The sequence below is a fragment of the Polynucleobacter aenigmaticus genome, from assembly GCF_002206635.1.
Lineage (GTDB): Bacteria > Pseudomonadota > Gammaproteobacteria > Burkholderiales > Burkholderiaceae > Polynucleobacter > Polynucleobacter aenigmaticus.
Map to the genome: position 1 here is coordinate 66,738 of NZ_NGUO01000008.1, position 19,367 is coordinate 86,104.

Consider the following 19,367-nt stretch of genomic DNA (forward strand, 5'->3'; position numbering starts at 1 on the left):
GCGATGCGCCTCATTCGGAATCCTCAATTATGGCTCTCTCTTGGAAAAGAGATCTGGGAGCGCAATCGCGGCCAAAATTTGAAGCAGGTGGCCGCTAGCCTTGCTTTTACAACTACCCTGGCCTTAGTTCCGATGCTAACTGTTGCTTCTATTTTGATTGGGTATTTACCCAGCGTGGTGCGTATTAAATATGCCTTTCAGGCTTGGTTGCTCGATACCTATATGCCTGGGGGATTAAACCAGCAAGTCTTTAATTACCTGGATCAATTTTCAGCCCAGGCCAAAGGTTTAACTTTGATTGGCCTAATTGGCCTGGTGGTCACCACAATTATGACGCTGGCAGTGATCGAGAACGCCTTTAATCAAATCTTTCGAGTGACCCAGCGCCGGCCTATCTTGAAGAAAATTGCGATCTATTCGGCTGCAACGGTATTGGGTCCCATATTGCTGGGAGTGGGCACCTACCTGAGCGGCCTATTATTTAGTGCGTCAGAAGGGTGGACGGAGGCACTTAGCTTTGGATTGGGTTTCATTGCAACGGTTGTGCCGGTGCTCTTGGCTATATCGGTATTTTCGGTGGCCTACAAAATTCTTCCTTATGCGCAAATTCAGTGGCGCGATGCATTGAGCGGGGCATTTTTTGCCGCACTCACTTTCGAGCTCATGAAGTTTGGGTTTGGGCTATTTTTGACGAATGTCGCCTTTTATAAAACCGTCTATGGCGCCTTTGCCATCTTCCCTTTGGCGCTGATTTGGATTTACCTTACTTGGTGGATTACCTTGGCTGGTGCAGTCCTGGTTGCCAATCTCCCTAGCATTCGGAGTGGGGTTGTTAGGGTTATTCGTTACTGAAATACTACATTTGACCCTTGATTCTATGGGGGCTTGAGAATATATTGTCTTAATAAGAACTCATTGCTGGAGACTAAATGAAGGTTTGTGACATATTGCGTGTAAAGGGGAGCACACTATTTACGGTGGCTCCAGAGACAGCTTTGCAAACTGCTGTCTTGGTAATGAGCGAGCACGACATCGGCTCATTGGTGGTGATGGAGTACGACAAGTTGGTCGGCATTCTGACATTCCGTGAAGTGATTGCGGCTTTGGCTAAACACCACGGCAAGTTGGATGACCTTAAAGTTAAGAGTGTCATGAACGCCAAGCCGCTGACATGCAATATGGAAACTGAGATTGATGAAGTTCGCCGCATGATGCTGGTTGACCATGCCCGCTACTTACCCGTGATTGATCACAAGATGTTGATGGGCGTAATTTCTTTCTATGACGTGGCTAAATCGGTTGTCGAAGCGCAAGATTTTGAGAACACCATGCTCAAGGCCTACATTCGCGATTGGCCGGAAGAGACTGAAAAAGCCTCCTCCTAGTCTTGCTCTAGCCCAAGCCCCTGACAGATGACATAATGTGGGTATGTCAGGAAATACTTTAGGCCTTCTCTTTACTGTCACCACTTTTGGTGAATCCCATGGTCCCGCGATTGGCGCTGTTGTTGATGGCTGCCCTCCGGGAATGTCATTATGTGAAGCAGATTTGCAGATGGATTTAGATCGTCGCAAACCTGGTACTTCACGTCACGTCACCCAGCGTAAAGAAGAGGACAAAGTAGAGATTTTGTCCGGTGTTTACGAAGGTAAAACGACTGGTGCGCCAATTGGTCTATTGATTCGTAATACGGATCAACGCAGCCAAGATTACGGCGACATCCTGCAAACATTTAGACCTGGTCATGCTGATTATGCTTATCACTACAAGTATGGTTTGCGCGATCCTCGTGGTGGTGGTCGTTCATCAGCACGATTGACTGCGCCAGTAGTAGCGGCAGCGGCGATTGCCAAGAAGTGGCTTAAAGAACAATATGGCACCGAGTTCTATGGCTATATGAGTCAGCTTGGTGAGATTGAGATTCCCTTTAAAGATGCTGCGCTTATTGAGACCAATCCTTTCTTTGTCGCAAATACTGAGATCGTTCCTCAATTGGAAGCTTATATGGATGCACTTCGCAAAGCGGGGGATTCTTGCGGTGCCAAGATTGAGGTGCGGGCACGCAATGTGCCTATCGGTTTGGGTGAGCCCTTATTTGACAAGTTAGATGCCGATATTGCGCATGCCATGATGGGCATCAATGCCGTTAAGGGTGTAGAAATCGGCGCTGGCTTTAAGTCAGTAGCGCAACGCGGCAGCGAGCATGGTGATGAACTTCATCCGGATGGTTTTGCTAGCAACAATGCTGGCGGTACTCTCGGTGGTATTAGTAGCGGTCAAGATTTGCGTGTTTCGATTGCAATCAAGCCAACATCTAGCATCTTGAGCCCAAAACAATCGATTGATTTGTATGGCAAGCCTATTACAGTCCAAACTAAAGGTCGCCACGATCCTTGCGTTGGTATTCGGGCTACGCCGATTGCTGAAGCGATGCTTGCCTTGGTATTGATGGATCATGCCTTACGTCATCGCGCTCAGTGCGGTGATGTGAAGCATTCAGTTCCACCGATTCCAGCAGCTCGTCCTGGTTCTGTAACCGACTAATTCAATAAATTAAGCCAAGAAAAAAAATGACACCTTCCGTGCGTTGGGCCTTCGGGTCCTTTTTCTTTTTATATTTTGCCTATGTTGGTTTAGTTTCTCCATTTGCTAGTCTATTTTTCTTAGATCGCGGTTTTAGCGTCATTGAGATTGCGGTCTTGATGTCCATGCTGCAAATCACCCGAATTGTTGGGCCATTCTCTTGGGGCTGGTTATCGGACTATCTCTCCAATCGTATTAGCATTATTCGTTTCTGCGCTTGCTTGGCCGCAGTAGTTTTTCTTTCGATCTTTTTCCTGCAAAGTTATGCCGCATTCTTTGTTTGGATGTTTGTGCTCCACACTATTTTGAGTAGCCTGATGCCATTAGGTGAATCGGCTACTGTGCATGCCTTATTTAAAGACAACTCTTTTGATAAGCGGTATGGGCGTTTGCGCTTATGGGGCTCCATTGGTTTTATTGCCATGGTACTTTTTGCAGGGGAATTATTTCAGCGCGAAGGTATTGAACTTTACCCAATAGTGGGTGCGGTGATATTAACCTTCTTAGCATTCGTCACCTTTCGTTTGTACGAACCTAAGATGGAGCGTCGAAAAATGGTGAAGGGCGAGCTCTTAGTCGTTTTATTTAATCCTGATGTGCGCTGGTTTTTGCTGTCAGGATTCTTCATGATCTTTGCGCATGCTGCTTTGTATGTTTTTTATTCACTTTATTTAGCTGATTTGGGGTACGACAAATTCCAAATCGGTTTGTTCTGGGCTCTTGGCGTTGCCGCTGAAGTTATTTTCTTTTACTACCAAAGCAAGGTGCTCAGTCGCCTCGATGCAGAAGTAGTGCTCCAAATCGCTTTTGGTATTGGCGTATTTCGATTTATCTTGATTGCTTTCTTCCCGGTCACCTGGGTTTTAATCGCCGCGCAACTCATGCACGCGGGCACTTTTGGTGCGCACCATAGTGCCGCGACCAAGTTACTGCAACGCTGGTTTACCGGACCATTACAAGCGCGTGGACAGGCGTTGATGGCAACAGTGTCTTATGGATTGGGTGGAACATTAGGCGGTTTAGTTGCGGGTTGGTTATGGGATGCAACTCAGCCACGCAATGTGTTTGTGATGTCAGCCTTAGCCTGTGGTCTAGCGGGTATGGCGATTCAGAAGATGCGTCCTCGCCACCGCCAAGCTCAGTAACTAAATAATCACAGCGGTAATTTTTACATTGACCCATAGTTAGGGCCGCCACCGCCCTCGGGCGTTATCCAAACAATATTTTGGCTTGGATCTTTGATATCGCAAGTTTTGCAATGGACGCAATTTTGCGAATTAATCTGCAGTTGCGACTGACCATCCTTTTCTACATATTCATAAACACCAGCAGGGCAGTAACGTTGCTCTGGGCCTGCGTAAGTTTTGAGATTGAGATTCACTGGAGCCGATGCGTCTTTGAGTGTTAAATGAATCGGTTGATTCTCTGCATGATTGGTATTGGAGATAAATACCGATGAGAGGCGATCAAAGGTGATCTTGCCATCGGGCTTGGGATAGTCGATAGGCTGGTGCTGCGCTGCTGGTTCAAGGCACTCATGGTCTGCATGCTTCAGATGAATCGTCCAAGGCATATTTCCACCCAAGATTTTTTGCTCCAAACCAACCATCAGGGTGCCAAGGTAAAGTCCTTTAGACATCCAGGGCTTGAAGTTGCGCGCTTGATTGAGTTCGGTGTGAAGCCAGCTATTTTTGAAGGCGCTTGGATAAGCCGTCAATACATCGGCGGAACGATTTTCTGCCAGTGCGGCAACTGCTGCTTGGGCAGCAAGCATGCCAGTCTTAATTGCTGCATGACTGCCCTTAATACGGGACGCATTTAAAAAGCCGGCATCACAACCGATCAATGCGCCGCCTGGGAATACTGTTTTAGGTAGGCTATTTAAACCCCCGGCCGTGAGTGCGCGCGCACCATAGGCAAGCCGCTTTCCACCTTCAAAAGTTTCCCGAATTGTTGGATGCAGCTTATAGCGTTGGAATTCTTCAAAAGGTGAGAGGTAAGGATTCTTATAAGACAAGCCAACTACTAAGCCAACAGCAACTTTGTTATCACCCAAGTGATATAGGAATGAACCTCCATAGGTATCACTTTCTAATGGCCAGCCGGCAGTGTGAACTACTAGACCAGGCTTGCTCTTAGATGGTTCTACTTCCCAAAGTTCTTTAATGCCAATGCCATAGCTTTGTGGGTCAGCACTTTGATCAAGGGCATATTGGGAAATGAGTTGTTTGCCTAAGTGACCGCGTGAGCCTTCTGCAAATAAAGTGTACTTAGCGCGCAATTCCATGCCGAGCTGGAATTGATCGGTAGGCTGACCTTCTTTGTTCAGGCCCATTGCACCAGTAATGACGCCACAGACTGCACCTTGCTCGTTATAGAGAATTTCTGCGGCAGGAAAGCCGGGAAAAATCTCCACACCAAGATTTTCAGCTTGCTGGCCAAGCCAGCGGGTGACATTAGCTAGGCTAACGATGTAGTTACCTTCATTCTTAAAGCAGTGGGGTAGCATCCAATTAGGCACTTGGAAGGAGCTGTCTTTTGTGAGAAACAAAAATTGATCTTGAGTCACTTCGGTATCGAGCGGCGCACCCAGCTCTTTCCAGTTGGGGAAGAGTTCTGTAAGCGCCCTGGGATCCATGACCGCGCCGGACAAAATATGCGCCCCAATTTCTGAACCCTTTTCCAGTACGCAGACACTAATCTCTTTGCCAGCCTCGCTAGCAAGCTGTTTGGCCTTGATTGCTGCAGAAAGACCTGCCGGACCACCACCCACAATTACGAGGTCATAGTCCATGGATTCTCTAGGTCCAAACTGTGCGAGTATTTCCTGGGCATTCATTCAATTTCTCCGACATTGCTTAAAAAGTAGGGCTGCTAAGGCGATTTTCAGTATTTTTGCCATTTATTCGGCTTTAAACCGCAACTATAGTGTAGTTCCAAGCGGGGAAAACTGGCTTAGTGCCTATTGCCAACGGGCTAGAGAATCTAAAGCGTTATGATTGCTTTTTTACCCTTTTTGGCAATATTAGGACGAATTTATGAATAAAACTTACCCATCGGCTGTTGACGCCCTAAGGGATATCTTGAAGGATGGCCAGAAGCTGGCTTTTGGTGGCTTTGGTCTTTGCGGTATTCCAGAGGCCTTGATTCAGGCAGTAAAGGATTTGGGCGCACAAAATCTGACGGCGATTGCGAATAACGCTGGGGTCGATGGCTTTGGCTTGGGTTTGCTGTTGAACTCAAGACAAGTGAAAAAAATGGTTGCCTCTTACGTGGGTGAGAACAAAGAATTTGAGCGTCAATTCTTGGCTGGTGAGTTGGAGTTGGAATTTACTCCACAAGGTACCTTGGCAGAGAAGTTGCGCGCCGGTGGTTGCGGTATTCCGGCCTTCTATACCAAAACGGGTGTCGGTACTCTAGTTGCCGAAGGTAAAGAAGAAAAAGAATTCGATGGTGAGAGGTACATCATGGAGCGCGCCATTGTTTCTGATATCTCTCTAGTAAAAGCATGGAAGGCTGATAAGTCTGGCAATTTGGTTTATCGCTACACAGCACGCAACTTTAATCCAGTGGTGGCAATGGCTGGCAAGATCACCGTTGCTGAGGTGGAAGAGATTGTTGAGAATGGCGAGTTGGATCCAGATCAGATTCATACGCCAGGTATTTATGTTCATCGCCTAGTGCTCAACACTTCGCCTGAGAAGCGTATTGAGCAACGCACTTTGTCTGCAGCTTAATATCCATAGACACTATATAAAAAAAATACAGAATATTTAGGAAGATTGATATGCCTTGGAATAGAGATGAAATGGCAGCACGTGCTGCTAAAGAGCTGAAGGATGGTTACTACGTGAACCTGGGTATTGGTATGCCAACCCTGGTAGCCAATCACGTGCCAGAAGGAATGGAAGTTTGGCTCCAATCTGAAAATGGTTTATTGGGTATTGGCCCATTTCCAACTGAAGCAACGATCGATGCAGATTTGATCAACGCGGGTAAGCAAACCATTACCACCATGCCTGGCTCCTCAATTTTTTCTTCTGCAGATTCTTTTGGAATGATCCGTGGCGGCAAAATCAACATCGCTATTTTGGGTGCAATGCAGGTAAGCGAGCATGGTGATCTAGCGAACTGGATGATCCCAGGTAAGATGGTTAAAGGTATGGGCGGCGCTATGGACTTGGTCGCTGGTGTGAAGCATGTAGTTGTCTTGATGGAGCACGTTGCCAAGAAAAAAGATGGCACTGAAGAAATCAAAATTTTGCCGAAATGCACTTTGCCACTGACTGGTGTGGCGGTTATTAGTCGCATCATTACAGACCTCTGTGTACTCGACATCACACCGAAGGGCTTAAAGCTGGTGGAATTAGCTCCTGGTGTTACTAAGGACGAAGTAGTATCTAAAACAGGCGCCCCAGTAGATACAACAGGTTTCTAACAACTGTCATTAGTTAGTGAAATAATGGGGTCTTAATGACCCCATTTCTTTTTTTATGGAATCTTTTATGAGCGCTGTAGATCATTCACTTCATGCCCATAAGCAGGGCGATGCCAAGCATTCCCATAGCAAAGAAGTGTCGAATCAAAATCTCTTGCTGATTGCTTTAGTTCTCACTCTCGGTTTTTCGGGTGTTGAAGCTGCAGCAGCCTATTTTGCTGGGTCCTTAGCACTGATCTCGGATGCTGCTCATATGGTGACCGATGCTGCAGCATTGGGTCTGGCTCTAGTGGCACAAATCATCGCTAAAAGACCGCCATCACCAAAGCATTCCTTTGGTTTTGGTCGAGCGGAGGCGCTAGCTGCATTCGTTAATGGTATTGCCATGTTGGCCTTAGTTGCTTGGATCGTTGGCGAAGCGTTAACGCGTTTCTTCACCCCCCATCAAGTGGATGGTCTGACAGTGAGCATAGTTGCAGCTATTGGCCTATTGATGAATGTCATCGTTGCTTGGGTGTTATCGCACGATAAAAAGAGTGTGAACACTCGCGCGGCTTTGGTACATGTTATGGGCGATCTCTTGGGTTCTGTAGGCGCATTAATTGCCGGCTTAGTGATTCAATTTACTGGTTGGATGCCAGCGGATGCCTTGCTCTCTATTTTTGTTTCTCTACTAATTTTGAAGTCGACTTTTTCCATCTTGCGTGAGTCCTATCACTTTTTGATGGAGGGGGTACCTTTACATATCGACTATTTAGAAGTTGGTAGTGATCTAAAAAATATCCCAGGTGTATTAGCGGTTCATGATCTCCATGTTTGGGAAATGACACCGAGTTTTCCTGCGCTCATTGGGCATATTGAAATAGCCCAAATGTCTGAGTGGCCAGACATCATGGGGCGCATTAATTTAATGCTATTGAATAAGCATGGCATTGATCACGTGACCCTACAGCCCGAAGTGGCAGGCATGGTGGACGAGCACACGCATGATGAGCAGCTTCAAGTTGAGATTAAAAAATCCACCATTATTCATCAGGGCGAAACCTTTTACGTGACTTGCGCGAGTGGTGACGGCCCTCATCGCATGGCTTATCACGCCTGGGGAAATCCCATCAACCCAAAAGTATTGGTTTGTGTTCATGGCCTCACTCGCAGGGGTAGTGATTTCAAAACCGTAGCGGAGGCGATGAGTCAGGAGTACTACGTTGTTTGTCCGGATATCGTGGGGCGAGGTGATTCTGATCGCTTAAAGAACCCTATGCTTTATGCGGTCCCGCAATACGTATCCGACATGGCCACGCTAATCAAGCAACTAGGCGTGACTCAAGTAGATTGGTTTGGAACTTCGATGGGAGGCCTGATTGGTATGGTTTATGCCTCAATGCCAAAGAGCCCAATTCGTCGCATGTTGATTAATGATGTGGGCCCACGAATTGAGCCAGAGGCAATTCAGCGCTTAGGCTCTTATGTGGGGCAGCCTTTTGCTTTCACTAATCGAGCCGATGCTTTACAACGCTTAAATGAGATCTGCGCTTCCTTTGGCTTGCATACACCAGAAGAGTGGGAAATCTATAACGGCCCAATGCTGGTGCAAAAAGATGGCTTTTGGGTAATGCACTATGACCCAGATATTTCTGTGCCGTTTGCATCAGTCAATCCGATCATGGCAAAAGCAGGAGAGATGGCGATGTGGCATGCTTTTAAACAGATCCATATTCCAATGCTGATTGTGCGCGGTGGAGTCTCTGACTTATTATCTGCAAAAACGGTGGCCGAGATGTGTAAGGTCAACCCTCATATTCGTAGTATTGAAATTCCAGGAGTAGGGCATGCGCCTGCTTTTGTGAAGCCAGAGCAAATCGCTTTAGTAAAAGAATTTTTTAGTTAAGTATTCCCTCCTCCAATGTCACGTGCCGGCAATGCATCTGAGAACTTCGAAATAGTTGATGGCTGGTATGGCGAGCCCTCTGAAGAGCATGCTGCCGGCGTACTAAGCATTCTCAAGCTTCTTCATCTTGATGAGGCAACCTTAACTGCTGCAAGCAATATTGCGCGTACTCATAGCAAAGAAGCGCTCATTAAGTTAATTGGTGAAGAGTCAGCCAAGCTATTGATTGGATACCGAGGCCTTAGACAGGCACAAGCCAAGCTCGTTCGCAATGATGGCGGTCTAGGTATTTCTGGTCAGGAAGAAATGCTCAGGAAGATGCTGCTCGCCTTTGGTGATGACTTGCGTGTGGTACTGATCTATCTGGCCTCCCGTTTGCAAACACTGCGCTGGATTACCCATGAAAAGATCGAGATGCCAAAGGCATGGGCGCAAGAAATTCTCAATATTGATGCAAGCTTGGCAAATCGTTTAGGTATCTGGCAGATGAAGTGGGAGATGGAGGATCTGGCATTTCGTGTCCTTTCTCCAATGGTCTATCGTGACATTGCAAAGATGCTGGCTGGGAAGCGCATTGAGCGTGAATCGTTTATTGAGCACATCGTCAGAAGGCTCAAGCAAGAGTTAAATGCAGCTCATATCGACGGTGAGGTCCAGGGTCGCCCAAAACATATCTACAGTATCTGGAAAAAGATGGAGGGCAAGTCATTGGACTTTGCTAACCTCTATGACGTGAGAGCCTTTAGAGTTTTGGTCGATGACGTTAAATCTTGTTACGCCATTTTGGGTTTAGTCCATAACGTCTGGCAACCAGTTCCACGTGAGTTCGACGATTACATTGCCAGACCCAAGCCCAATGGCTATCAATCACTTCACACTGTGGTGATGGATGAGGATGGGACTGCATTTGAGATTCAGGTGCGTACTCATGAAATGCATCAGCAGGCTGAGTACGGTTTAGCTGCACATTGGCGCTATAAGGAAGGCGCCTATGTTGGTATTGCAACTCCGCCAAAAAATAGGCCCGCCAACCCCCAGCCCTCTAGCACTCCAATGTCAAGCCAACAAACCGGTACGCATAGTGCAGCAGTTGCTTATGAGCGGCAAATTGCTTGGGCAAGACAGCTGATCTCCTGGAAAGAAGATGCTTGGGAGCAGCTCAAGCATCACGAGATTGATGATCATATTTATGTGCTCACCCCTTTAGGTAAAGTGATCTCCCTAGAGAAGGGTTCTTCCCCAATTGATTTTGCTTATGCAGTCCATACCGACTTGGGCCATCGTTGTAGAGGGGCCAAGTTAGATGGCGCTATGGTTCCTTTGGATACCCCCTTACAAAATGGCCAAACTGTAGAGATCATCGCTGTTAAGCATGGGGGGCCATCTCGCGATTGGATTAGCCCAGATCGTCACTACTTAAGATCTCAAAGAGCCCGTACGCGAGTACGTGCTTGGTTTAATGCTCTGGATGATGAGGAGACAGGTCAACAGGGCAAGACGGCCGATATCAAGCCAGATCAAAAGACTGAAGGAAAAGTACCGGTGCCACCGCCTGAGATCGTTCTCAGGCAAAGTAGCCGTAAGCAGGGTCACAGTAGCGATGTCTTGGTTGTGGGGGTTGATTCCCTCTTAACTCAATTAGCACGATGCTGCCGACCAGTACCCCCTGATGCGATTGCAGGATTTGTTACGCAGGGTCGCGGGGTATCCATTCATCGACGCTCTTGTAAAACCTTTCGTGGTCTTTTGGAAAGAGCGCCTGAGCGGGTGATACAAACGGCTTGGAACCACTCAGACACTAGCCATGCGTTAGCAAGTGATTCTAAAAAGGTATTTCCTGCAGACTTGGCAGTGAGTGGTTTAGATCGCCCCGAATTAATGCGTGAACTCTTTGAGATTCTGACAAGGCAAGGTGTGCATGTGATTGATTTGCGTAAATCTGCTAAAAGAGGTTTAGCCCAAATCCTATTAACTGTGGAAATTAAAGACTCTGAAGCGCTACGACTGGTGCAAAACAGCCTGGAAGAGGTCAAAGGTGTGACTCATGTGCGCCGCCGGTAATATTCTATGGCTATATATAGGCTCGTAGCTTAGTTGGTTGGACGTTATTAAAAGAGTCTGCCTGCCTACTTAACATTCAATAGTGGTTTATTAAGACTTTTTTGGTACTTGTTGTTTGTCTTTAGCATTTAAACAAACACTTAATATTCTTGGTTTGAAAAGCACCTAATACTAGGCGCTAATCCATAGATAGCCAATAAAAATTCCGCTTACAATTTGATTTCTTCAGATTGACCTGTAGGGGAATCGCCAAGCTGGTTAAGGCACTGGATTTTGATTCCAGCATGCGAAGGTTCGAATCCTTCTTCCCCTGCCAGAAATAATGCCCCGGCTCGATTTCTAAGCACCTGTTTATGCGAGCAGTAGATTGGCAACTCATTTGCTCGAATTAGGGCATATTTTCGTCTTAAATCTACGTTAGAAATTTAAAACAAACGCTTATGATTTGCAGGTAAGTGGTACCCGTATACACGCATTTCGCGTGACCCATGTGGCTGGGAGTGTCATAACTTAGATATTAAACATGAATCTTAAATTAGACAGTCAAAAAATTATCATATTGGTAGCGTTCAGTCTATGTGCCGCTTTAGGTACTGGACTTGGTTTAACTATCATGAAAAATAAGGAGTTAGAGAGCAAGATTTCTATCGCCCGTGAAGAGGTTCTCGCCAATGAGGTGACCATAGCCACTTTAACGAAAGACGGCAAAGAGCTTGAAGAAAAACTGAAGACTTCTGAAGAGACTCTGGTTGAAATGGAGGCGGAATTAACTGCAACTAAGGCCGCTTTAGAGCTTGCAACTTATAAAAAGAAATCCAAGTAGTAGGAGATGCCACTACGCAGCTCGACCTTTTAGCAGTATGAAGCTGGCGCTGGAGCTAGTGCGCAGAATGGTAACTAGCAGTGCGCCTATTTTAAAAAATACTGATTAAAACCCAAGAAATAGGGTGGTAGCAACTGTAATCAGCATAGCCCCAAGCATTACCTTATCTCCAAGAGGTGCATTGGGATCATTTTAAATAGATTTACCTGTCCTTTTATTGGATTGAAAATTGAAGATTGCTAATCCCAACTTTCAGAGCAAAGATTAAGCAGTTAGAATTAATGATATTGATATCAATATTGCTTGTTTATTTCAGGGGCCTCCCATTTATGTTTAATGCTTTATTGAATTTAAATTGATTTAAACAATGCCTACTTTTGAGCAAAATCCTAATCTTGAAACGTATCTACGGAATGATGACCAGCTATTTAAGGTTCTATTAGCCGTCTATCGCGGGAACCAGGTTGGATTGATGTCTAGCCTGCTGATGCATGATGTAAATCAACCTTTAGTGGCTATTCGACTGAATGCTGAACTACTCATACACCGATTGCATCAAGAGGGCGCTTCAGATTTAACTCAAAAGATTGCCAAAAATATTCTCACAATAAGTGACGGCGCGATTGATTTACTTGCACGCTTAAGAGGTTTTTTATCTTTCAAAAAGGATGTGATTAAGCGCATTGATCTAGGCGTCCTGCTCGAAGATATCGGCGCTATCGCAATGATCGAGTGTCAAGCCAATCAAATTCAATTGCAGTTCAATATCGCGCCTAATTTAATAATGGTTGGCGACACCGATCAATTAAGAATGGCAGTGTCGGCTATTTTGAGCAATGCGGTCGACGCTTTGCGAGGCGCGCAGGGGCCGCGCAATATTTTTGTGCAATTAGAAGGTGATGGTCAACTCATTCGTCTTCGTATTTGTGATAGTGGCGCCGGTTTATCTGCTTCTGATAATGGACATCTTTATGAGATGCTATACACCACCAAATCAGGTCATTTCGGTCTGGGCTTATGGTTATGTAAGAGCATTTTAGATAATCATCAAGCTACAGTTACCGCATCTAACGCAGAGGGTTCGGGTGCTTGCTTTATGCTCACATTCCCGCGTTGTCTGGATTAATTCAGCCGACATCAAAGTGGCTGAACTTTTATGTCGCGCCGTATTCATGCATCAAGCCTATACGGCACTTGTAATCGACGGGGTGGTACTGTCAAACTGAGGGATTTAGATATTGCTGGATGTACTTAGATTTTTAGATGGGCGCTTAGCTGTAGCGATTAAAGCCAGCGCTGCAAAATTTCAATCAATGCGTTTGGATTAATAGGCTTCGCCATGAAATCATTCATGCCGACCTCAGCACAATCAGCACGCTCTTCATCGCTTGCGCCAGCACTGATTGCAATAATAGGGAGGCTATCGTATTGCGCCGCTTCTCGTATTATCTTGGTTGCTTCTAGGCCATCCATCTCTGGCATTTGAGCATCCATCAAGACGGCATCATATTTATTGGAGGCAATAAGCTCTAATACCTCAAAGCCATTGACGGCGGTATCGACCTCGGCACCCGCTCTTTTGAGAAACTCTTTGATTACCTGTAGATTTATACGGTTGTCTTCAGCTACGAGAATACGTTTACCAAGCAGTGTATTTTCTGTGGGGTTGGTAGTTGTTGTGATTTTTTTACTCTTTTGGGAGGATGGGGATTCATTCTCCGAGAGGGCCTTGCCTGGAATTTTGAAATTGAGCTCGAAACTTACGCAGGCTCCGCCTTGTGGATTATTCGCGATCCCTAGCTGACTACCCATGAGTGCAAGCAGTTGACTGCTGATAGTAAGCCCTAGGCCAATGCCTCCATGGCGGCGTGTAGGGGAGCCATCACCTTGATTAAATGCCAGTTTTAATTTATTGAGATCTTTGGGGCTAAAGCCCGAGCCTGAATCTTTAATCTCAAAACGAATGCGTGCAGAATTTTCGAGTAAGTTCACTGTAATGAGGTTAATGCTAACCTTGCCAGACGAAGTGAATTTAAGAGCATTACCCACTAGATTTAATAATATTTGTTTAATTCTGAGAGAATCACCAAGTAGTTTTTTTGGAATGTGTTGGTCAAGATTGATGCAAAGATCTAAATTCTTTTCTGTGAGACTAGGGAATAGAAGGTCGTAGATGTCACTGAGTAACTCTTGCGGATTTAATGGATTATTTTCAATTTGAACCGCATTGGATTCGAGTTTGGAAAAATCAAGAATATCATTCAAGATCCGGAGCAGTCCATTTGAGGCAGCTTCGATATTGGTAAGATAATCCCTCACTTCACTGCTCATGGGGTAGTTGAGAGCAAGCGTGGATAGCCCAATAATGCCGTTCATGGGTGTGCGAATTTCATGTGACATGTTCGCAATGAAGTCATTTTTGAGTTGGGAAAGCGCCTCAGATTTTAGTTTGGCTGTTTCGAGCACTAATTCAGTGGCTTTACGCTTCTCAATATTTCTTTGAATGGATAGCCAGTGCGTTGTTTCTCCAGCACCATTCATGATGGGGGATATATCTAATTCAGTCCAAAATACTTCACCATTTTTACGATAATTGAGAACCTCTTCTCTTATGGCCTTTTTTAATTTAATGGCTAAGTTAATTCGGTCAAATGTAGCGGGGTTAGATTCAGGGCCTCTCAAAATCCTGAGAGATTTTCCGACCACCTCTTCTAATTGATATCCCGTTTCTTCTTCAAACGCCTGATTAACGTAGATGACCTCTAGTTTTTTATGTTCAGAGGTGGAAGGGTCTTTTGCGATCATGATGCAGTCATTGGCTCTTGACATGGCAAAGTTGAGCATATTTAATTCAGTCTGTTTTTTCGCAGTATCTGCTTCAGCTAATTTACGTTGAGTAATATCGCGCTGAATCGAGATCCAGTGAGTAACCCAGCCCAACTCATTTGCAACTGGTGTGATATCAATTTCACACCAAAATTCTTCTCCATTTTTTTTGTAATAAAGTATCTCTTCTCGAATGGGCTGCCATGTTTTTAGGGCAGTGCGCACACGATGCATGGTTGTGGGGTCTGATTTTGATCCTTGTAATAAGCGGGGCGTAAGTCCAATCACCTCTTGAGCGCTATATCCAGTAACCCTACTAAAGGCTTCATTTACATAAACAATTCTGGGGCCTGGCAGACTAATCGGTTCCGCTTCGCAAACAATGACGAAGTCATTTGCACGAGCAAGCACCTTGCTTGCTAAATTCAGAGCTTCCTGTATCTTGGCCTGTTCAGAATGATTTTGAACAAAGCAAAATATTTGGCTATCTTTGTGACTATAAAATGCACTGATATTGATGGGGAATACAGATGTATTTTGATGGCAATGCTGATCTTCAAAGCGAGCGCTACCTAGGGACATAATTTGCCGCAAATAGGTGTCCCGTTTTTCAGGGGAACTTGATGCTTGCACATCTAAAATATTCAGGTGTACTAATTCAGCCTCGGTAAATCCGAGCAGATCACAATAAATCTGATTTGCCTGAGTAAAATTCCCCTTCTCGTCAATCGCAAAAAAACCATTCGCTGATCCTTCTGTAATCAATTCAGTATTGGCTAATTCGGTAGAAGTAATGCATCCATCAGAATTATTTGAGGCGTTTTCAAGTATGGTATTCATGATTGAAGTCTCCGTAAACTTAGCGGGATTATAAGTTCATTGTACTCAGTAACAATATTCGTTATTGATTCTTAAGCTATTTTAATTTCAATTTGATTGAGGTCATTTTTCATATTAGACAATTTTTAGCTGCTATTCATGCGTTTTAACTATCCTTGTCATCCTTCGTCTTACAAATTAAAAATCTTTTGTCCTACAAATCAAAAATTAGAGGTTAGATGTCGCTACAGATTTCTATAAATTAGCCGTTAATGGTTGTGTAAGGAGTTTTTGTAATGAGCAATTTTATTCAGGCGGATCTCGTTTGAATAATTTGACTTCAGGTTCAATGACTTTGATGTTTTAGATTATGGATAATCACTATGGAAATTAATTCGACAACCCCCTATGTACCCTTCACGATTGCTGAGAATATTCAGCAACGTCAAGAGTATTCCAGCGCATTATCAGCGGCTTTGAAAACGGGCAATCTAGGTGCTGCGCAAGAGGCAATTTTCGGGCTTAAAGGGGCGGGAGGCCTAAGCCCAGCTAGCTTATTTAGCAAAATTGAGCAGGCAATTAAGTCCGGCAATCTAGATGGCGCTAAAAATGTCCTTGATGAGTTACAGGGCTTACGCAAGAACCTAGATCTACAGCCCTCCGAGTTAAGGGGTGAGCAAGTTCAAGAGCTTGAGCGCGGCCATTTTCCAGGGATAGGTGCCTTAGTGAGTACCAAGGCTTAGGGGGGGGGGGCTCAAACTAACACACAAAAATCAGATTGCATGGTGGTATTTGACTGCTTAAAGAATTAAGCTAAAAAATGAGTTCTATTCGGGGAAATGAATAGAGCTCTTTTATCTTACATTGCATTCATCCCAATGTATTTCTGGATCATCTTGCTAAATGAATAATGCAGTACTTATCTACAGCCCCCATTTTTTCTTAGCTTTAGCAATTACTCAGGGAAATGTCACTCCAACTTTAATGGTGAGTGGTGATGCCCTCAATTTGCACTCAATGGAATGGTGGGCCAAAGGATCGGGTGCTTGATATAGTGGATGAAGAGATTTTCCTCGGGCGTCAGCCCATTCTTAATGCCAAGCGTGAGACTGTGGCATATGAAATTCTTTTTCGCTCAAAAAATAGCCTTACTAGCGCGGATATTACAGATGATCTCGCATCCAGTACGCATGTGATTGTCAGCGCAATGAGCCACTTTGGTTTGGAGTCCGTCTTAGGTCAATGTGATGGCTTTATTAATGTCAACGCCGACCTACTCATGAGTGACGCGATGGAGTTGCTTCCACCGGAGCGCATTGTTTTGGAGCTCCTTGAGCATGTACAAATTAATCAAGCTTTAGTAGATCGTTGTAATGACTTAAAGAGTAGAGGCTTTCGTCTAGCCTTAGATGATTTCTCCTATCGATCTGAATATGATGCCATCTTGCCTTTGGTGGACTTTATCAAGGTGGATCTGAGGGCTACTCCTTGTAAAGATGTTTTTTCGGTGCTCAGCCATATCCGCAGAACAACGTCAGCCATCTTCCTAGCCGAAAAAGTAGAAACCGAGGAAGAGTTCGAGGCCTGTAAAGACCATGGCTACACGCTCTTTCAGGGATATTTCTTTTCAAGACCCACCGTATTACGTAGTAAAAAACTGAACTCACAAAAACACAGTCTCATGCATATTATTGGCATCTTATTTGGTGATGCCAGCGTCAATGATTTAGAGCCAATTTTTAAAGATAATCCTGAGCTTATTTTGGGTTTATTGAGGCTGGTTAATTCAGTCGGAATCGGTGGTGGGCGCTTGCATATTACGACTGTACGTCAGGCCTTAGTGATCCTTGGTCAAAAGCAATTGCTGCGTTGGATGCTGTTATTGGTTTATGCCGAACCGGGGTGTAGGGCAAATAGTGAGTTAATCCAACGCGTGATTAATCGTGCCAGTTTTATGGAGTTGCTGACTCAGCATGCCCATTTTTTACATTCCGGATTAAGTGACCAAGCGCATATGGTGGGCATGCTGTCATTGGCCCATACAGTGATACAGGACCCCCTTGAAGAGTTGCTCGATCAAATTGGTTTAGCCGATCACCTAAAAAGTGCTCTATTGCGCAAAGAGGGTGCGTTGTGGCAGGCCTTGCTATTGACTGAGGCTATTGAAGCCGCTGATTTTATTAAGGTAGATTCCGTCAGACACGGTTTGGGCTTGTCTGTACAGGATATTACCGAGATTCAATTGCAGGCCATTTCAAGGGCAAATGAATTTAGTAGGCAACTTCCCTAGGCTCCACTCAAAAGGGACGATTTTTTATATTTATACGAAAAAAATCAACAAAAAATTAAAGTTTTATATAAATTTGCCGAAAAAATCATTAAGAACATAGTTTTAGATGAAACGTAATGGCGAGATGCATCCTTTTATGAAAGTAAATTGAAGGGGAGTGGTCATGAGTAAGGCAAAAGAGTGTTTTAAATCACTAATAGTTAAAATCATTTTTGGTGAAAATTTACGGCAGTGGCAATGCAAAGAATGGGTCTGTACCGCCCCCAAGGGGAATTAAAGACTTATAGCATTGCTTTAATGTGCACCCTGCAAAGTGGAGCATGAGATGACCTAGAGGAAATTCTCCTTCTACTTTCTAGTATGATAGGAGGTTCACCCTTCGTCAGTTTGCGTGAAGCGTTGATTAATCGCGACTTTATCTCACTTTCGGCTATTTTTAGCCTGTGGAAGGAGGATATGGGAGCGTATTAATGGCATTAATGAAACCAATACGCATTGCAGTAGCTGATGATCACGCTATTTTGAGGGATGGCCTTTGCCAAATCCTGATGACAAACCCTGGGATTGAAGTTATTGCTCAAGTAGAGACGGGGGCGGAGGCCATTAGGCTGGCTGAAGATCCTACTCTGGACTGCCTTCTTTTGGACATTAGCCTCCCTGATCGCAGTGGCATTGATGTGATTAAGGCGATTCGTCGTGACAATAAGAAGTTACCCATCTTAATCCTCTCTATGCACCCTGAAGATCAGTATGCTATTCGGGCCTTAAAAGCGGGCGCCTCTGGATACGTTAATAAAGCGGCTTCAACAAAGGAGCTGTTAACTGCCATTCGACAGGTTGCGTCAAATATTAAATTCATTAGTCCTGTAGTGGCGGAGTTGTTAGCCGATCGCATTGGTGAGGTGGATCACGAGGAGCCACACACCCTTTTATCTGATCGTGAGTATCAGTTTCTAGTGAAGGTCGCCTCGGGTATGACGGTTACCGAGATTGCCGATGAAATGGCTTTATCCGTAAAGACGGTTAGCATGTATCGTACGCGCGCTTTAAAAAAGATGAATATGAAAACCAATGCGGAATTAACCCATTACGCCATAAAAAATAGTTTAGTCGGCTAAATATCGCCACCTTGAGGGCTGGCTAAGTGCATTAACTGTGCCCCTGCGCGTAAGGCAATTCTCAGAGTTACATGGTTTTTCTTGGTTTTATATCTCCTTTGGCTGGGCATGAGATTGACTAAGATACCTCTCTTCTGACATTCATTGCATTCACACCAATAGATAATTCATAAAACGTGCACAACCAAGAAATGATCTCTCTTTATGAATCAATGGTGGAGATTAGTCGCCAAATGTTGGAAGCTGCACGTCGTCAGGATTGGGATGGTTTGGGTAGATTGGAGGTGTTATGTCAGGGCTATATCCATCAAATACCAGTGTATGACGAGCGTGCACCCCTAAGCCCCCAGGTACTCGAAAAAAAAGTGGCGATGCTAAAAAAAATTTTATCAAACGATAAAGAGATTCGGGAGTTGATGGAGCCTTGGATGGCAAGACTTAATCAGATTATGGGTGCCAGAATTGCCGGAAGCTCTAAATCTGCAGATAAGGAAGGCTAGGTCTTTTTGATCTAAGGCATA

16 protein-coding genes and 1 tRNA gene are annotated in these 19,367 nt (G+C 44.8%); 15 read left to right on the plus strand and 2 right to left on the minus strand.

From position 1 onward, the window contains the following. Window positions 1-3: 3 nt before the first annotated feature. From CBI30_RS05050 to CBI30_RS05065, 4 genes are all read left to right on the plus strand, one after another. Complete coding sequence (locus tag CBI30_RS05050; protein ID WP_088527224.1) at window positions 4-852, plus strand: YihY family inner membrane protein; 849 nt, start codon at window positions 4-6, stop codon at window positions 850-852. A gap of 77 nt (window positions 853-929) precedes the next feature. Next, window positions 930-1,385 (plus strand): CBS domain-containing protein, encoded by a 456-nt coding sequence (locus CBI30_RS05055; protein WP_088527225.1) that lies wholly within the window; start codon window positions 930-932, stop codon window positions 1,383-1,385. 43 nt (window positions 1,386-1,428) lie between these two features. Then, the gene (aroC, locus tag CBI30_RS05060; protein WP_088527226.1) at window positions 1,429-2,544 is read left to right on the plus strand and encodes a chorismate synthase; all 1,116 of its coding nucleotides are present in this window, start codon (window positions 1,429-1,431) and stop codon (window positions 2,542-2,544) included. Window positions 2,545-2,570: 26 nt separating this feature from the next. Further along, window positions 2,571-3,728: an MFS transporter gene (locus tag CBI30_RS05065; protein WP_088527227.1), complete on the plus strand. Its 1,158-nt coding sequence runs from the start codon at window positions 2,571-2,573 to the stop codon at window positions 3,726-3,728. A gap of 23 nt (window positions 3,729-3,751) precedes the next feature. On the opposite strand, the gene CBI30_RS05070 is transcribed toward CBI30_RS05065, so the two are convergent. After that, window positions 3,752-5,422, minus strand: a complete 1,671-nt coding sequence (locus tag CBI30_RS05070; RefSeq protein ID WP_088527228.1) for an electron transfer flavoprotein-ubiquinone oxidoreductase — start codon at window positions 5,420-5,422, stop codon at window positions 3,752-3,754. Window positions 5,423-5,621: 199 nt separating this feature from the next. Between CBI30_RS05070 and CBI30_RS05075 the strand changes: the two genes are divergently transcribed. The 7 genes from CBI30_RS05075 to CBI30_RS05105 all read left to right on the plus strand — a co-directional run bounded on the left by CBI30_RS05075 (window position 5,622) and on the right by CBI30_RS05105 (window position 12,919). Next, window positions 5,622-6,320, plus strand: coding sequence for a CoA transferase subunit A (locus CBI30_RS05075; protein WP_088527229.1), 699 nt, complete (start codon window positions 5,622-5,624; stop codon window positions 6,318-6,320). Between the two features lie 50 nt (window positions 6,321-6,370). After that, the gene (locus CBI30_RS05080; RefSeq protein WP_088527230.1) at window positions 6,371-7,021 is read left to right on the plus strand and encodes a CoA transferase subunit B; all 651 of its coding nucleotides are present in this window, start codon (window positions 6,371-6,373) and stop codon (window positions 7,019-7,021) included. Window positions 7,022-7,088: 67 nt separating this feature from the next. Beyond that, window positions 7,089-8,909: an alpha/beta fold hydrolase gene (locus CBI30_RS11390; protein ID WP_088527231.1), complete on the plus strand. Its 1,821-nt coding sequence runs from the start codon at window positions 7,089-7,091 to the stop codon at window positions 8,907-8,909. Window positions 8,910-8,924: 15 nt separating this feature from the next. Next, complete coding sequence (locus CBI30_RS05090) at window positions 8,925-10,970, plus strand: RelA/SpoT family protein (protein ID WP_088527232.1); 2,046 nt, start codon at window positions 8,925-8,927, stop codon at window positions 10,968-10,970. A gap of 239 nt (window positions 10,971-11,209) precedes the next feature. Further along, window positions 11,210-11,286 (plus strand) — tRNA-Gln (locus tag CBI30_RS05095). Window positions 11,287-11,493: 207 nt separating this feature from the next. Continuing rightward, window positions 11,494-11,793 carry a hypothetical protein gene (locus CBI30_RS05100; protein ID WP_088527233.1) on the plus strand — a complete coding sequence of 100 codons (300 nt, stop codon included), beginning with the start codon at window positions 11,494-11,496 and terminating at the stop codon, window positions 11,791-11,793. A 367-nt stretch (window positions 11,794-12,160) separates the two neighbouring features. Then, window positions 12,161-12,919, plus strand: coding sequence for a sensor histidine kinase (locus CBI30_RS05105; RefSeq protein WP_088527234.1), 759 nt, complete (start codon window positions 12,161-12,163; stop codon window positions 12,917-12,919). Between the two features lie 158 nt (window positions 12,920-13,077). On the opposite strand, the gene CBI30_RS05110 is transcribed toward CBI30_RS05105, so the two are convergent. Next, window positions 13,078-15,459, minus strand: a complete 2,382-nt coding sequence (locus CBI30_RS05110; protein ID WP_088527235.1) for a PAS domain-containing hybrid sensor histidine kinase/response regulator — start codon at window positions 15,457-15,459, stop codon at window positions 13,078-13,080. 362 nt (window positions 15,460-15,821) lie between these two features. Here CBI30_RS05110 and CBI30_RS05115 point away from each other — a divergent pair, with 362 nt between their 5' ends. The 4 genes from CBI30_RS05115 (at window position 15,822) to CBI30_RS05130 (ending at window position 19,346) form a co-directional block, all read left to right on the plus strand. Beyond that, a complete protein-coding gene (locus CBI30_RS05115; protein WP_088527236.1) occupies window positions 15,822-16,181 on the plus strand; it encodes a hypothetical protein in 360 nt (119 codons plus the stop codon). Between the two features lie 254 nt (window positions 16,182-16,435). Next, window positions 16,436-17,728: an EAL and HDOD domain-containing protein gene (locus CBI30_RS05120; protein ID WP_088527237.1), complete on the plus strand. Its 1,293-nt coding sequence runs from the start codon at window positions 16,436-16,438 to the stop codon at window positions 17,726-17,728. Between the two features lie 470 nt (window positions 17,729-18,198). Beyond that, complete coding sequence (locus CBI30_RS05125) at window positions 18,199-18,846, plus strand: response regulator (RefSeq protein WP_206075569.1); 648 nt, start codon at window positions 18,199-18,201, stop codon at window positions 18,844-18,846. Window positions 18,847-19,022: 176 nt separating this feature from the next. Next, window positions 19,023-19,346 carry a flagellar protein FliT gene (locus CBI30_RS05130; protein WP_161492274.1) on the plus strand — a complete coding sequence of 108 codons (324 nt, stop codon included), beginning with the start codon at window positions 19,023-19,025 and terminating at the stop codon, window positions 19,344-19,346. Window positions 19,347-19,367: the final 21 nt, after the last annotated feature.